We start from the raw sequence: 15,568 nt of genomic DNA, 5'->3' as shown, positions 1-15,568 counted from the left end.
ATGAAGCTGGCGACACCAGAACGGGTAGACCGGAGACAATGGCTCATAAGGCTGGGCGTTTTTGGCCAGGCGGATGAAATGCTGGAGCAATCTCTGAAGAGGGCGGAAGAAAGGCTGCTCGGATGTGCGGCTCCCCAGGGAATTTATCGGGTTTTGGAGCTGGGAGACATAAAGCTGAGCGGCAGCGCCATAAAAAAACATCTGGCGGGATGCCGGGAGCTGGCAGTGATGGGCGTGACCATCGGCGCGGCCGTCGATCATTTGATCCGTCAAAGCCAGATTCGGGACATGGCCGAGGCGGTTCTCCTCGATTGCGGAGCATCCGTATTGGTAGAACAGATCTGCGATGCTTTTGAGGCACAGATCCGGGAAGAAACGGAAGGTTATCTGACCGGAAGGTACAGCCCGGGATACGGCGATCTTCCCATAGAGACACAGGACGCGCTGGTGCGGATCCTGGACGGACCTAGAAAGATCGGATTGACGGTGAATCAGAGCCATATCATGATCCCCAGAAAATCTGTGACCGCTATCCTGGGGATCGCGGACCATCCGGTGAGCGGTTATCTGGCCACCTGTGAAGAATGTAAGCTGAGGGATACTTGTGAGCTGAGAAAGGAAGGAAAAAACTGTGCTGGACTTTAGCAAAAAAAGATATCTGTTAGACGGAGGGATGGGCACCATGCTGCAGCAAAGCGGCCTTGAGCCGGGAGCATCTCCCGATCTTCTGAGCCTGACCAATCCGGAGTTGATCACCTCCATTCATAGAAGTTATATTGAGGCCGGATCGGATGTGATCTATGCCAATACTTTCGGAGCCAATCGCTTTAAGCTGGAAGGCTGCGGTTACCACATGGAAGAGGTGATCGACAGCGCGGTGAAGGCAGCCAAAGCCGCCTGCGGCGAGGAAAGCTTGGTGGCTCTGGATGTGGGGCCGCTGGGAGAGCTGCTGGAGCCTATGGGCACCTTGTCCTTTGAAGCCGCTTACGATGCTTTCGCCCAGGTTATGAAACAGGGGGCGGCCTCTGGGGCCGATTTGATTGTCATTGAAACCATGACTGACCTGTATGAAGTGAAAGCAGCCGTACTGGCCGCCAAGGAAACGACCGATCTTGCGGTGCTTGTTTCCATGACCTTTGAAGAAAGCGGCAGGACCTTTACCGGAACGAGCATCGAGTGCATGACAGCTGTGCTGGAAGGTCTCGGCGTTGATGCTATTGGTATCAACTGCTCGCTGGGTCCGGTGGAAATTCTGCCCCTGGCGGAAAGAATGTGCGCCCTTACCGACCTGCCGATTTTTATTAAGCCCAACGCAGGGCTGCCTGATCCGCGGACAGGTGCTTATGATATCGGGCCCGACCAATTTGCGCAGGCAATGAAAGAATATCTGAAACTGGGAATTTCCATGGCAGGCGGATGCTGCGGAACGACACCCGAATACATCGCAAAAATGAAGGATGTTTTTTCCGCCGCGGACGTACATAAGAAGGTGCGAAAACCGGCGGAACACAGCGTAATATGCAGCGCTTCCAATGCCGTGACCGTCGATCATGTTACGGTGATCGGCGAACGGATCAACCCCACGGGAAAGAAACGGCTGAAGCAGGCGCTCATCGATGAGGATTACGATTACGTTTTATCACAGGCCGTGGAACAAGTGGATGCCGGCGCCCAGGTGCTGGATGTCAACGTGGGCGTTCCTGATATTGATGATACTAAAGTGCTGCCGATGGTGGTCAAACAGATCCAGGCCATTACCGACCTGCCCCTGCAGATCGATTCTTCCAATCCGGCGGCCATAGAGGCGGCACTTCGGGTTTATAACGGAAAAGCCATTGTAAATTCAGTCAATGGAGAAGCAAAGGTATTGGATACGATTCTTCCCATCGTGAAAAAATATGGCGCTGCGGTGGTGGGCCTGACCCTGGACGAAAACGGCATCCCCGCCAAAGCAGAAGAACGTTTTGCCATTGCCCGAAGAATTCTCGACAAGGCGGTGAGCATGGGCATTCCTAAGAAAGACGTGTTCATCGACTGCCTGACACTCACTGCGTCAGCCCAGCAGGCAGAAGTCGCAGAGACGCTGAGAGCGGTGCGCATGGTCAAAGAACAGCTGGGCCTACATACGGTCCTGGGGGTATCCAACATCAGCTTCGGCCTTCCGTTAAGACCGCTAATCAATCGGACTTTCCTGGCTCTGGCAATGGAAAACGGATTGGATCTGCCCATCATCAATCCCAACGATGAGGATATGATGGGGACCATCTATGCCTTTGAAATGCTTCATAACAGAGATAAAAACGCGGAAGCGTTCATCAAACGATACGGCGATGCGGCCATGGGAACCATGGAAAGAAGCAGCGGAGCCAGTCAGCCCAATACCCAATCGGGCAAAGAGCCGGACCTTTTCTACGCATTGGAAAAGGGCATGAAAACAGAAACCATTCATGCGGTTGATGCGCTCCTTGACAAAAACGATGAAATGACCGTGGTCAACGATTATTTGATCCCGGCGCTGGACCAGGTGGGCCAGGGTTTTGAGAAGGGGACGATCTTTCTCCCCCAGATGATGCAGGCCGCAACAGCCGCCCAGGGAGGCTTTGAGCTGATCAAAGACCGCCTGGCCGCTTCCGGCCGCAGCAGCGTGTCCAAAGGCCGGGTGGTCGTCGCCACCGTAAAGGGCGATATCCATGATATCGGCAAAAACATCGTCAAAGTTATTATGGAAAATTACGGATTTGAGATCATCGATCTGGGAAGGGATGTTCCCATTGAGAAGGTGGTTCAAACGGTAGTCGATAACCGGATTAAGCTGGTGGGCCTCAGCGCATTGATGACCACGACCTTAAAGAGCATGGAAGAGACCATTGCAGCTGTCAGGGCTGAGGCGCCGGACTGCAGGTTTATCGTTGGCGGAGCGGTATTGACTCCTGAATACGCAGAAAAGATCGGAGCAGATTATTATTGTAAGGATGCGATGAAGTCGGTGGAAGCGGCGAAAGAAGTCTTTGGCCTTTAACCTTCTTTTTTGACCGAATAAAAACACAAAGTATTGACAATAAAAATCATGGTGATACAATATGTAGTATCTTGTGGTGATTTAAGGAGAAAATAATGAAATTAAATGCAAATGCAGAAACGGTACTGAAGCAAAGGTACTTGATCAAAGACGAGAATGGAAATCCGGTGGAAACGGTAGATGGTATGTTTCACCGGGTGGCAAAAGCCATCGCTTCTGCCGATGCGCTCCATGACGAACATGCTGACACGGATAAGACGGAGAGCATTTTTTATGATATGATGACCAATCTGGAATTCTTGCCCAATTCTCCCACGCTGATGAATGCAGGCCGGGATCTGGGACAGCTCTCCGCATGCTTTGTGCTGCCGGTAGAGGACAGTATGGAATCAATTTTTGAAGCCATCAAACAGGCGGCGCTTATCCATAAGAGCGGCGGCGGCACAGGTTTTTCCTTTTCCAGACTTCGCCAGGAAGGAAGCACGGTTAATTCCACTGGAGGCGTAGCCAGCGGCCCCATCAGCTTTATGAAGGTATTCAATATGGCAACAGAAGCGATTAAGCAGGGCGGCTCCAGGCGCGGAGCCAATATGGGCATCCTGCGCATCGACCACCCGGATATCTTGAAATTCATCGACTGCAAAGCAGATAACACGGAGATTACCAATTTCAATCTTTCCGTCGGCCTTACAGAAGAATTTATGAAAGCTGCGGAAGCTGGAAAGGATTACGATCTGGTTGACCCCCATACAGGTGAAACGGTAAAGCAGCTCAATGCGAGAACTGTTTTTAATAAAATCGTCGATGCGGCATGGAGAAACGGTGAACCCGGGATTATTTTCCTGGATCGCCTCAACCGGGATAATATCGTACCGGAACAGGGAAAGATCGAAGCCACCAATCCATGCGGTGAACAGCCGCTGCTGCCCCATGAAAGCTGCAATCTGGGTTCGATCAATTTGACGCAGATGGTAAAGGCAGAGAAGGGAAGAAAAACTTTTGATTGGGAAAAGCTGGAGAGGACCGTGAAACAGGCCGTCCACTTTCTGGATAATGTTATTGAAGTCAATAAATATCCTCTGGATCAGATCGAACATACTACAAAGCAGACAAGGAAGATCGGACTGGGCGTTATGGGATGGGCTGACAGTCTGCTGATGATGGGAATTCCCTACAACACAGAGGAAGCCGTACAGCTGGCCGAGGAGGTCATGTCCTTTATAACGGAAAAGGGCCGTCAGGCCAGCCAGCAGCTGGCGGAGGTCCGCGGAACCTTCCCCCTCTTCGAGCAGAGCATCCTTCCTCAGGACAGACCCCAGAGGAATGGAACCATTACCACCATTGCGCCGACAGGAACCCTTTCCATTATCGGAGGCTGTTCTTCCGGCGTGGAACCGGTCTTTGCGTATGTTTTTATCCGCAACATCATGGATGGTACGGAAATGCTGGAAGTCAACCCCATTCTCAAAGAGGAACTGGAGAAACGAGGCTTATATTCGGAAGGGCTGATGCGGCGTATTGCTCAGGAAGGCGCGGTCAGCCATATCAAAGAGCTGCCGGAAGATATCCGCAGAGTCTTCGTTTCCACCCACGATATCAGCCCCGAATATCATGTGCGCATGCAGGCCGCTTTCCAAAGACATACGGACAACGCGGTTTCCAAGACGGTTAATTTCAGCAACGAGGCGACCAGGGAGGATGTGGCAAAAGTTTATTCGCTGGCCTTCACGCTGGGCTGCAAGGGCGTTACCATTTATCGCGACGGCAGCCGGGATGAACAGGTGCTCAACATCGGAAAAGTAAAACGTGCCGACCAGGCGGAGGAAGCCCGGCATATTACGCCCCGTCCCCGTCCTGACGTTGTCACCGGAGTGACCGAACGGGTGAAGATCGGCTGCGGCAACTTATATATAACGGTTAACTACGATGAGCAGGGCATCTGCGAAATCTTCACCAATACTGGAAAAGCAGGCGGGTGTCCAAGCCAGAGCGAGGCTACGGCCAGATTAGCTTCGGTAGCGCTGCGAAGCGGCATCGATGTCAATACCATCATTGATCAGCTGAGGGGAATTCGCTGCCCTTCGACCATTCGTCAACACGGATTGAAATGCACGTCCTGTCCAGATGCCATCGCAAGGGTGATCGAGCAGGAATATGAAAAACAGGTTGCACTTGGCAACTGGCTGCCCCTGCCGGACGCCATAAAACCGACGCCGGAAATTCAGCCGGATGAAGAAAGCCGCTGCCCGGAATGCGGCAGCCGGCTGGAACACGAGAGCGGCTGCGTCATTTGCAGGCAGTGCGGATACAGCAAATGCGGCTAAAAAGATAAAAAATGACAGAACCCCGAAGCGAAAGTTTTGCGGGTTCTGCCATTTTTTTTGTTGAATTTTAATAAAGTAGTTGTATAAAATGCTATAATGGAATATAATATATAGTTAATAGGAAACATCATCAGAGAATGCGAAGGCAAAAGAACGCCATGATGAGGTGGCTGGATTCGCACTGAGTGTTTCTTTTTCATTGGTAAAAATACGAAAAAAGGGGGTTAATGATTATGAACAAAACAGAACGTATTTTGCTGCATGGGGGATATATCAAAGAAGACAGACTGTATGACAGCAGCGGTACTTTAAGAGGACCTCTGAATGTGGCTGAACTGAAAGTTTTGCCGGGGTACCTGAAAACCCACGACGGCAGGACCTATTATGTGGCAGTATAAGGCTTCTGCCTGATAAAGCTGAAAAGAAACTGCGGACTAGGATGCTGCCGGCTCCTGCCGCAGTTTTTCTTTTTCGGTTTATATGTATGAGGACGCCTCCAAGGTTGCTCTTGTTTAACCTATTTGCTATACTATAGCTATATATGTGTAAAGTATGGTTGCAAGGCCGGCTTTGCGTGCTTAGATGAAAAATAGAGGGAGACACGGCTATGCGAAAAAGATTGGTAATACTTGCACTGATTTGTGTTCTAACCGCATCTTTACCAGCTTGCGGCTCCCAGGAAACCAGTTCCACCATTACGATTGATGAAAAAGTTGACGAATCGGTCGCTCTTTCCATGTTTGTTCCGGTAGGTGTGGACCTAGGTGGCACTGATAGCTTTCGGGACTTGACGCTGGCGTATAATAAACAAGACAGCAAAATTCGAATTACTGTAGACAGCGTTTCTACCGCAGATGGGTTTGACGATTTTTTAGAAAAACGTCTTGATACAAAAGATGCGGTGGATATCTTTGTTGTTAATGCAGAAAATGTTAAGGACATCGCACAAAAAGGGCAATTCTATGATCTGTCCGGCCTTAAGAGTTTCCATGAACTCACCAAAAGCGCCAAGGAGCAGGCGATGGTTGGTGATATTGCTTATTCAATTCCGTTGAAAATGGCGGTCTATGTAATGGATGTCAATGTATCCCTTCTAAAACAGTATGATTTGGAAGTGCCGGAAAATTATGAGGATTTTCTGCACTGCTGTCAAGTCCTGAAGAAACAAAACATTACGCCAATTTCACTCAATCGCTGGTGGGCTATGGCTGTTCCGGTCATGGCACGCAGTCTCTATCCAATTTACCAGGCGGAAAATCAACGGCAGCTGATCGATGGTCTGAATAAGGGAGACTTGAAAATCGGCGACTATATGATCAATGGATTTCGAATGTTTGAGGAATTTCTAAAGAATGGGTATTACGGTGAAGGTCTGACGATGGAAAAGGTGGATGCGATCAAGGCTAATACTCAGGACCGTGCGGATTTTCTCAGCAGCAAGACAGCCTTTCGTTTCTTTCCGATTGAAGAACTGAAGGCTACTGAAATGGAGAATGAAGATAAGGCCATCTGTACGGGAATTCCCATGCTGCCCGACGGAGTGATCACCCTGCCGTCAATCTCCGTTCGTCTTTGTGTGAATGGGGGCAGCAGCCACCTTGAAGATTCGATCAAATTTGTAGATTATCTGACTTCACAGCGTGAGGAGCTGCTGTCATCGGATACGTCGGGCAGCCTTTCTCCTTTTAAACGACCGGCTGAGACGAAGGCAGAGGTCCCCTGGAAGCAGGCTGTATTGGAATTGCTGGATGGGGGCGGGCAGATACCTTTGGAAGATATGAACCTCCGTTTTGGCTGTTGGGACAATACCCGTCAACTTTGCTTGAAAATGATAGGCGGCATGTCGGCGGAAGATGCCGCGAAAGAATTCAATCGCATTCAGATGGAAGAAATTCAGGCATATGAAGAGAAGCAAGCATTAGAAGGAGGGGCTGGTGGTGAATAAAGTCAACCGAAAAAGAAATCCTGCATGGTACATAACCGCTTGTTTCTTATTGTTTTTGGCATTGATTTTGTTTCTTGGATATACCGTGAAAAAATATTCCGACGGAATTTACCAAAATATCCGGGAATCCACAACGGAAAGCGTGGAGGCATTAACCTCCGACCGAGTAAAGATGTTGGATAAAACGCTCAACCTGCTCGAAACCCAGGCCCAGGCACTGGCGATACATCTATCAGAGCCGAAACTTACCGTTACTCCCGATATGTTAAAAACTTTTGCAAAAATGCGTAAAGAATATCTTTTCATTGGGGTGTTCAACTCGGATGGAGCTGTTGTCAGCTCGGGGGGAACATCAGCCAAAATCTCTTCCAACGATGAAGTCTATCGTCAGGTGTTTGCCGGGAAGTCCGGTGTCACCGATACTTTTTTAGGTGAGATGGGTTATGAGGAAGTACGGGTTTACGCGCCGATTTATCAAAGCGGTGTTATCACTGGGGGCGTATATATTGATCTTGACGCGGAGATACTACGCAGCGCTGGTGAGAGCTCTCTTTATGACTCGGCCGGATATAGTTATCTTTTGAAACAGGACGGCACCATTCTCCTGGCGCCCAGTTTTTATAGCTATGCTCAAATTTATCACAATGTACGAGACGTGTTTGCCGCTTCTAAAAGCAATCAGAAGACCGTGGAGGCGCTTATGAATGCACTGAAAAAAGGAGAGCGGGGAAATGCGGTGTTAGAGTTTTCGGGGGAGATGCAAATCCTTTGTTTTGAGCCTTCCGCAGTAAAAGAAGGGTGGTATTACGTTTCCGTACTTCCTTTGGCCCTGGTGGAAAACAACGGTCAGACCGTGATTCGGCTGTCTTCTCGGATGATTGCGCTGTTTCTTGGATTCGTTCTCGCTTTTTTTGTTTTTCTAGGGGTCATCTTATTTGTTCTGCTGCGAGACAAATGGAAGCAGGAGACAAACGAAGGGCGGGTCTATAAAGCTATTTCTGAGAATATTGATACGGCTATCTTCATTATGGATCAGCATACACACCGTATCCGCCATGTGTTCGAAAACATGCGCAGTATTCTCGGCATTCCGGCAGAGAAGGTGCAAGGGAATATATGTGATTCGCAGTGGCTGACACATATCGGTCTGCCCGCCGAGGTGATCGCTATGGTGGAGGAGGTAGAATTATCTTCACAACCGGTTACGGCGGAATTGAAATATAATAACCCCCATCTGGGAAAAGAAGTCTGGCTGAGCGTCAGCGTTTCGCCTTTGAACCTTAAGGGCCGGAAAGAATATATGGTGGCCTTTACCGATATTACGGAGAATAAAAACCTGATGGAACAGCTGCATGCAAGTATGCTGGAAGCCCAAAGCTCCAATGAGGCCAAAAGCAGCTTTTTGGCAAATATGTCGCATGATATTCGTACGCCGATGAACGCGATTACAGGAATGACCGATATCGCAATCCGCAGTATCGAAGACCGGGAGCGAGTACTGGACTGTCTGAATAAGATTACCTTGTCCAGCAACCACCTCAAAGGCTTAATCAATGATATTTTGGATATGTCCAAAATCGAAAGCGGAAAGCTGACCTTAAATGCAGGTATCACATCGCTTCCCGAAGTGATGGAAGGACTGGTAAATATTATTCAGTTCCAGGCGGATGAGAAAGAGCAGCAGCTGCTGGTGGTGATTCAGCATGTGGAACACGAAACTGTTTTGTGCGATGCTGTCCGTTTGAATCAGGTTCTTATGAATATCCTTGCAAATGCTGTGAAATTTACTCCAAATAAAGGGTCAATCCGGTGTACTGTGGAAGAAACTTTTTCCCCGCGTGGTGCGGAATACGGTCGATATTTGTTTACGGTCAAGGACAACGGTATCGGAATGAGCAAAGAACTCCAGGAGACCATCTTTGATGCCTTTACAAGGGAAAAGAGCAGCCGCATCGAGAAAATCGAAGGCAGCGGCCTGGGGATGTCCATCAGCAAATGGATCGTCGATCAGATGGGCGGTACGATCCAAGTATCCAGTCAATTGGGACGAGGAAGCGAGTTCCTGGTAACGTTAGATTTCCCGGTATCCGGCCAACCGATAGAGGTATGCGGTCTAGAACAAGGCCTTTCACTGCTGCTGATCGATAGGGATGAGCAATCGAGTCAGAGTGCCGCCTCTACTCTTGAAACCCTCCGATTTCTGGTGGATACGGCCTGCGATACAAAAAAAGCGCTGGAATTTATTTCGCACAAGCATGAAGCGGGGTGTGAATACGATGTTATTTTGCTGAATCATCATTTTTCTAAGGAAGACCTCTTTGCTTCCATCGCCAGGATACATGAAGCGGCTCGCCGCTCGATTATAATCGTGGCTGGGGGAAACGATTCTGAGATCGGAAAGCAGGTGGAGGAAGAAGGGGCAGATGCTGTGATCAGTCCTTTGTTTTTTAAATCAACCTTATCCAGAGAGATCACACGAGTCTTGCTTCACAGAGCAGATGAACCCACGCCGCTTCCAACGGATAAACCTTTGGAAGCCTGCCATGTTCTTATGGCGGAGGATAATGAACTGAATCGGGAAATCGCAGTGGAGCTCCTGTCCTCAAGCGGAGCTCTGGTGGATACTGCAGAAGACGGATACCAATGCTTAGAACGCTTTTTGGCATCTGAGGCCGGCTATTACCAGATGATTTTGATGGACATCAGGATGCCGGTAATGAACGGCTATGAGGCCGCAAGGCAAATCCGATCCAGTGCCCGTGCTGATGCAGAAGCGATTCCCATTCTAGCAGTGACGGCCGACGCCTTTTCTGAGGATATTCAAGCGGCAAAGGATGCGGGTATGAATGGACATATATCCAAACCCCTTGATATGGTGCAAGTGATCGCAGAGATGAAAAGGTGCCTTTCACGATTTTAACTCACATAATACTACGTTGAGACTAAGCTGAAAAAATCTGCGATGATAATCGTTCTTAAAAGATTTTTATAAAAGGGTTGTCTAGGAGGCGGCTTTCGAAAGTCCTGGACGGGGCAGACTTGATCTGCAAGACATAATCAATCGATGCACGGCATATCTTTTCAAAGAAGCGCTGAAAGGAGAGTCCAAACGCGGGCCAGCTGGCGATGGCCTATGATGCTGCGAAAATAACCCAAGGAATCACGATGATTTGCTCCCGGCCCCGACTCCCGGCCTCAGCCCTCCGGGAACGTAACACTTAAGGATTCAGGGATCACGTCGATTACTATTACTGCGGCAGTCACCTGGTGCTTTTACTGCTGAAAAAGCAGAGTGAAAGGAGAAGAGAATTGAAACAAACGTTTATCATAACAGGCGGTAAAATCTTTACTTCTGATGAGGAAGGCTTGTATGTGGATTCCATGATTGTCGAAGACGGTGTGATCACTTGGATTGGTGCTGAGGCGGAGCTGCCGGTTAAAGATTGTCCAAGCATTGATCTGGCAGGAAAGCGGGTGCTTCCGGGCTTTGTTGATGCCCATATGCATTCGGTGATCCTGGCCGATTTCAGCAGGCAAATCTCTTGTCTGCCGCCAAAGGTGCATTCTATTGAAGAGATGGTAAGCGAGATTAGCCGAGCGCGCCGCAAGCAAGGCCCGGATCAGTGGATTCAAGGGTGGGGCTACGATGAGGGAAAGCTGGCGGAAAAGCGTTCCCCCAATCGCTATGACCTGGATCGGGGATGCGCGGATGCTCCGGTGTGCATCCTCAGAACCTGCGCCCATATCCGCTGTGTCAACAGTAAAGCGCTGGAGCTGGCCGGAATCGATAAAAACACCCCCGATCCCCAGGGAGGTCAAATCGACCGGGATGAGAATGGAGAACCCACCGGAATTCTGAGAGAAAATGCCAGAGATTTAGTGATGGGAGTAATGCCGGAATTGACCCGGCAACAGATTGTAGAAGAGTTGGTGGAGCTGGGGCAGCTGCTGGCTTCCCAGGGAATAACGGCAATCGGCGATATGGGAAACCTGGAGCCTGGAGATCATTTTGACAAATATCTGGAGGCCGCAGAAAAAGGGTTTAGACAAAGAGCGGCGATCTATTATATGTGGGATCATTTTGCGGATAACAAGGAGTTTGACATTCCTGCATCCCATTTCGCAAAGAATCGGCAGATACGGGCGGCAGGTCTGAAATTGATCGGAGACGGCAGTGTTTCCGGCAGGACGGCCTGGATGAACAAGCCCTACTTGGGAACAGGCGATGAATACGGAATGCCGGTCTGTTCCGATGAACTCATGGAGAGCGCCATAGCTTTCTGTAAAAAGAAGCGCTGCCAGCTTTCCATGCATGCTATGGGGGCAAAGGCGATCGAGCGGATTGTAGGTCGGGTATATGGGGAACCGAAGTGGACAGATGGAAATGAGCCTCATCTTCGGGTGGAACACGTCACCGACCCGACGGAAGAGGCGATGGACCAAGCTATTGAAAAGGGGATTGCTTTTGTTACTCAGCCGATTTTCCTCTATGCGGAGATTGAGAGCTATCTGACCAATCTTGGAGAAGATTGGATGAAACAAACTTACCCGATCAAGCATATGCTGGATAAGGGCGTTAAATTATGTTTTTCTACCGATGCTCCCGCCACATCGTGGGCAGTTCCTTCGGATCCGTTTCCCTGCATCAAAGGGGCTGTGACCAGAATTGCTTATGATGGTACGGACTGCGGGCAGCAGCAAAAGGTGGATGTAGAGACTGCAATTAAGCTCTATACAAGAGAAAGCGCCCAGGCTGCCGGGTTCGAAAGGATCGGACAGCTGAAACCCGGATACTATGCGGATTTTATTGTCCTCGATCAAGATATTTTCAGCATTCCTCCTGAGGATATTGATAAAATCACTGTTGAACAGACTTATATCGCGGGTGAAAAAATATATCAGAAGTAGATTTAAGAAAAGAGGAATCGAAAATGAAACGATCGACAAAAGACAGTCTGGTGATCGGGTTTGCCATGTTTGCCGTATTTTTCGGCGCGGGCAATCTGATCTTTCCGCCTCAGATCGGGCTGGTATCTGGCGCACACGTTGCCGCGGGAATTATCGGTATGACTCTGACCGGCATTCTGCTGCCCATGCTGGCGGTAGCAGCAGTGGGAAATATGGGCGACAGTCTGAAATCGGTCACCAGGCATGTCAATTCCTGGTGGCACGTGCTCTATATGGTACTCAGCCTGTTCATTATTTTATTCGGCACGATCCCCAGGTGCGGCGGCGTCGCCTATGAAACCGGGCTGATGGGGATTTTTCCCGACCTTCCGCCATTTAGCAAATGGATTTTTCTGATTTTGTTTTTTGGGATTTCCTACTATTTTGCAAGCAGCAGATCCAGTGTAATTGATAAGATCGGCAAATACATAACACCGATTTTGCTCATCGCCCTTGTGGCGATTGTGGTTATGACTTTTGTAAATCCCCTGGGTCATCCTTCAGGGGAAGCTGTGGCCAATCCATTTTCAAATGCGCTGCTGACCGCATATAACACGGGAGATGTGGGCACCGGCTTGGTCTGCGCCGGGATTTTTATCGCGACCATTAAAGGAAAAGGTTATACGGCTGATAGGGATTTTAAAGGGGTCCTTTTTAAGACGATTCTGGTCTCTTTTATCATCCTATTCATCGTCTATGGCGGCCTATGCTATTTAGGCTCCACCGGAACCCAGCTATTTGCCTCTGACACGGACCAGACCGTTCTACTGGTAGGATTGATTCGAAAACTAGCCGGCTACGGCGGAATTGTTGTCCTTTCCATTGCGATTATCTTTGCTTGTCTGACAACTGCGGCCGGAATGATCGCTACCGGGTCAGATTGGATTTGCATCGCTTTCCCCAAGCTGTCGTTTCGGATCGTGAGCCTGGTGGTTACACTGATTATTTTATTGATGGCATCTACAGGGGTCAACTTTGTGGTTAAGGTTTCCGGCCCGATTTTTACGTTTATTTATCCCATGTCCATAGTGATGACTATCCTTGGTGTTGGCAAGAAGTTCGTTCCCAACGATGGGGCCTGGAAGGGCGCGGTTTATGCGGCAACCTTATTCAGTTTTTACGACGCCTTTGCTCTGGCGAGGGCCAACGGACTGATTTCAATAGCAACCGATGGACTGGATCGGCTGATCGGAGCCATTCCGCTGGCTCAGTACGGGTTTGACTGGCTGATACCTGCGGTCATAGGTTTCATCGTCGGCGCTGTGATCTGGAAAGTGCTGGGAAAGCAGGATGCAGGTCCGGAAAAGAAGTTGGATGATGCACAGGCTTCTAGTTAAAATTTAAAAAATTGGGGAGATGGACATTTCAGATACAAAAAATGCAAAGACTCGAGGTTTTGTATCTGCCACACCACTTCTGTCTGAGACGCCTCATGACCATGATGGAAATGATCATACACAGGGTTTGAATTTACAATTGTTCGAATTTTTTATATAATGTCTGGAGAAGTGAACAAAACCCAGAAAAGGGACTTTGATTCAGGGGCTCCTGCATAGCTGAAAGGAACAAGTGTGAAATGATCCATTTAACAAGTGAGACAAAACAGCTTTTAAATATTATCGAAGGGCTGGTGATAATCGATCCCAGCAGCGATATCCTTTTTATGGAGGATGAGCTGGCCAGAAGTATCGGATTTTCAAAAGGGGACGAAGCAGTAGGAAGATCCATCAAAGAGCTCCTGCCCCATAATACCGCCTATAAAGTATTGTCCACCGGTCAAAAACAGATCGGCGAAGTGTATATTTCTGAAGGACACACGATCGTTTCCAATGCGTTCCCCATCTATATGGATGGAAAGCTTGAGGGCGTTTTGGAATACGATGCTTTTGGCGATGCAGCAGAAATCCATAAATTCCTTGATAAAGTGATCAATATGAACCATGAGATCAATTATCATAAAAATGATCTCCGGCCTTTGAAGAGCACTAAATACTCCATCGATAATATTATCGGCCGCAGCAGGGCTACTGCACTCTTGAAAAAACAGATTAAGCAGGTGTCTTACAGTGTTTCCACTGTCCTCATCTATGGGGAAACGGGTTCAGGAAAAGAATTGGTGGCACATTCCATCCATGACCTGAGTACCAGGTCCCTGCACAATTTTATCAAAGTCAATTGCGCCGCGATCCCTTCCGAGCTCTTTGAATCCGAACTCTTCGGCTATGAAGAGGGGAGTTTTACCGGAGCTAAACGGGGCGGAAAAAAGGGGCTGGTGGAGCTGGCGGATGGAGGAACCTTGTTCTTAGACGAAATCCATCAACTGTCCTTCGCCATGCAATCCAAGCTGCTGCGGTTTTTGCAGGAGCGGGAGTTTATACGAGTGGGCGGCAGTAAGACGATGACCGTGGATACAAGAATCATTGCTGCTACCAATGAGAATTTACAAGAGCTGGTGGAACAAAAACTGTTTCGGGAAGATCTGTACTACCGGCTCAATATCCTTGAAATACAAGTACCGCCTCTGCGGGACCGAAAAGAGGATATCCAGCCCATCACAGAATCGATCGTGCAGCAGCTGAACAATCTGCTGGGGAGAGCTGAGGTACGCCGGATTAAAGGCATATCGGAAGGCGCTTTGCTGCTGCTGAAGCAATATGACTGGCCGGGAAATATCAGGGAGCTGCACAATGTTCTGGAGCGAGCGGTGAATCTCTGCTATGAGCCGATTTTGGATTTAAAGCATTTAAAAGATTTTCAGCAGAAAGTCATCGAATCCCAGCCTGCGGCCACTGTCAACCGAATGGGAGAACTGTTTCCGCAGATGAGCCTGATTACGCTCAAAGAAGCAAAGATGAACGCAGAGCTGGCAGCAGTACGTGCAGCGCTTAGCGTTTTTCATGGAAATAAGACAAAAGCGGCCCAGTCGCTGGGAATCAGCCGGCAGGCCCTGGGTAAGATCGTAAAAAAGCATAATCTATAAATAAAAATAAGCCGAAGCCCTGGTTGAACCTTTCAGCCGGGGCTTTTTGCTGTATAGAAAAAAATGAATGATGTATGCTGCGAACCGATTGTTTCATGGCGATGATCTTAAGGGAGTGGAAACAAATGTTTCCGATATGCAGAATGTTTAGCAAATAGGAAAGAAAAGTTTACATATGGGAAAGAAGCCTGAAATTAGGCGAAAAGATGCAGATTTGGTTGAAGAGAACGAAATCGTGGAAACAAAACATTACACTTTTAGATAGCAGAACGAAGGTTTTTTTTAACAGTCAGTCTGGACACCCCCGCACTCAAGCTTAGAAACCTTGAAAAATGCAGGACCGGCTATATGGA

The 15,568-nt window shown here is 48.8% G+C and carries 9 protein-coding genes; all 9 read left to right on the top strand.

The genetic code is table 11. From position 1 onward, the window contains the following. The 9 genes from NIA71_RS06975 to NIA71_RS06935 all read left to right on the top strand — a co-directional run bounded on the left by NIA71_RS06975 (nucleotide 1) and on the right by NIA71_RS06935 (nucleotide 15,215). Complete coding sequence (locus NIA71_RS06975; RefSeq protein ID WP_253020031.1) at nucleotides 1–645, top strand: vitamin B12 dependent-methionine synthase activation domain-containing protein; 645 nt, start codon at nucleotides 1–3, stop codon at nucleotides 643–645. Further along, nucleotides 632–3,019 carry a homocysteine S-methyltransferase family protein gene (locus NIA71_RS06970; RefSeq protein WP_269478493.1) on the top strand — a complete coding sequence of 796 codons (2,388 nt, stop codon included), beginning with the start codon at nucleotides 632–634 and terminating at the stop codon, nucleotides 3,017–3,019. Before NIA71_RS06975 ends, NIA71_RS06970 begins: the two co-directional genes overlap by 14 nt. Before the next feature lie 95 nt (nucleotides 3,020–3,114). Further along, entirely contained in the window at nucleotides 3,115–5,343 is a 2,229-nt protein-coding gene (locus tag NIA71_RS06965) for a vitamin B12-dependent ribonucleotide reductase (protein WP_253020030.1), read from the top strand. Between the two features lie 233 nt (nucleotides 5,344–5,576). After that, nucleotides 5,577–5,741, top strand: coding sequence for a hypothetical protein (locus NIA71_RS06960; RefSeq protein WP_253020029.1), 165 nt, complete (start codon nucleotides 5,577–5,579; stop codon nucleotides 5,739–5,741). Nucleotides 5,742–5,950: 209 nt separating this feature from the next. Continuing rightward, complete coding sequence (locus NIA71_RS06955; protein ID WP_253020028.1) at nucleotides 5,951–7,288, top strand: ABC transporter substrate-binding protein; 1,338 nt, start codon at nucleotides 5,951–5,953, stop codon at nucleotides 7,286–7,288. Beyond that, complete coding sequence (locus NIA71_RS06950) at nucleotides 7,281–10,208, top strand: response regulator (protein WP_253020027.1); 2,928 nt, start codon at nucleotides 7,281–7,283, stop codon at nucleotides 10,206–10,208. The genes NIA71_RS06955 and NIA71_RS06950 overlap by 8 nt, the downstream gene beginning before the upstream one ends. A 389-nt stretch (nucleotides 10,209–10,597) precedes the next feature. Beyond that, nucleotides 10,598–12,196 carry an amidohydrolase gene (locus NIA71_RS06945; RefSeq protein WP_253020026.1) on the top strand — a complete coding sequence of 533 codons (1,599 nt, stop codon included), beginning with the start codon at nucleotides 10,598–10,600 and terminating at the stop codon, nucleotides 12,194–12,196. Between the two features lie 23 nt (nucleotides 12,197–12,219). Further along, the gene (gene brnQ / locus NIA71_RS06940) at nucleotides 12,220–13,572 is read left to right on the top strand and encodes a branched-chain amino acid transport system II carrier protein (protein ID WP_148398022.1); all 1,353 of its coding nucleotides are present in this window, start codon (nucleotides 12,220–12,222) and stop codon (nucleotides 13,570–13,572) included. Nucleotides 13,573–13,811: 239 nt separating this feature from the next. Beyond that, the gene (locus NIA71_RS06935) at nucleotides 13,812–15,215 is read left to right on the top strand and encodes a sigma-54 interaction domain-containing protein (RefSeq protein ID WP_148398023.1); all 1,404 of its coding nucleotides are present in this window, start codon (nucleotides 13,812–13,814) and stop codon (nucleotides 15,213–15,215) included. The last annotated feature ends 353 nt before the right edge of the window (nucleotides 15,216–15,568 follow it).

It is taken from the genome of Ihubacter massiliensis, from assembly GCF_024125305.1.
Classification (GTDB): Bacteria; Bacillota; Clostridia; order Peptostreptococcales; family Anaerovoracaceae; genus Hominibacterium; species Hominibacterium faecale.
Note: the sequence above shows the minus strand (reverse complement) of the source record. Positions and strands in the feature narration are given on the sequence as shown.

Excerpts from the sequence above, each read along its gene's own strand:
- NIA71_RS06935 (WP_148398023.1), top strand. The coding sequence starts at position 13,812 with ATGATCCATTTAACAAGTGAGACAAAACAGCTTTTAAATATTATCGAA.
- NIA71_RS06955 (WP_253020028.1), top strand. The coding sequence starts at position 5,951 with ATGCGAAAAAGATTGGTAATACTTGCACTGATTTGTGTTCTAACCGCA.
- NIA71_RS06960 (WP_253020029.1), top strand. The coding sequence starts at position 5,577 with ATGAACAAAACAGAACGTATTTTGCTGCATGGGGGATATATCAAAGAA.
- brnQ (WP_148398022.1), top strand. The coding sequence starts at position 12,220 with ATGAAACGATCGACAAAAGACAGTCTGGTGATCGGGTTTGCCATGTTT.
- NIA71_RS06965 (WP_253020030.1), top strand. The coding sequence starts at position 3,115 with ATGAAATTAAATGCAAATGCAGAAACGGTACTGAAGCAAAGGTACTTG.
- NIA71_RS06975 (WP_253020031.1), top strand. The coding sequence starts at position 1 with ATGAAGCTGGCGACACCAGAACGGGTAGACCGGAGACAATGGCTCATA.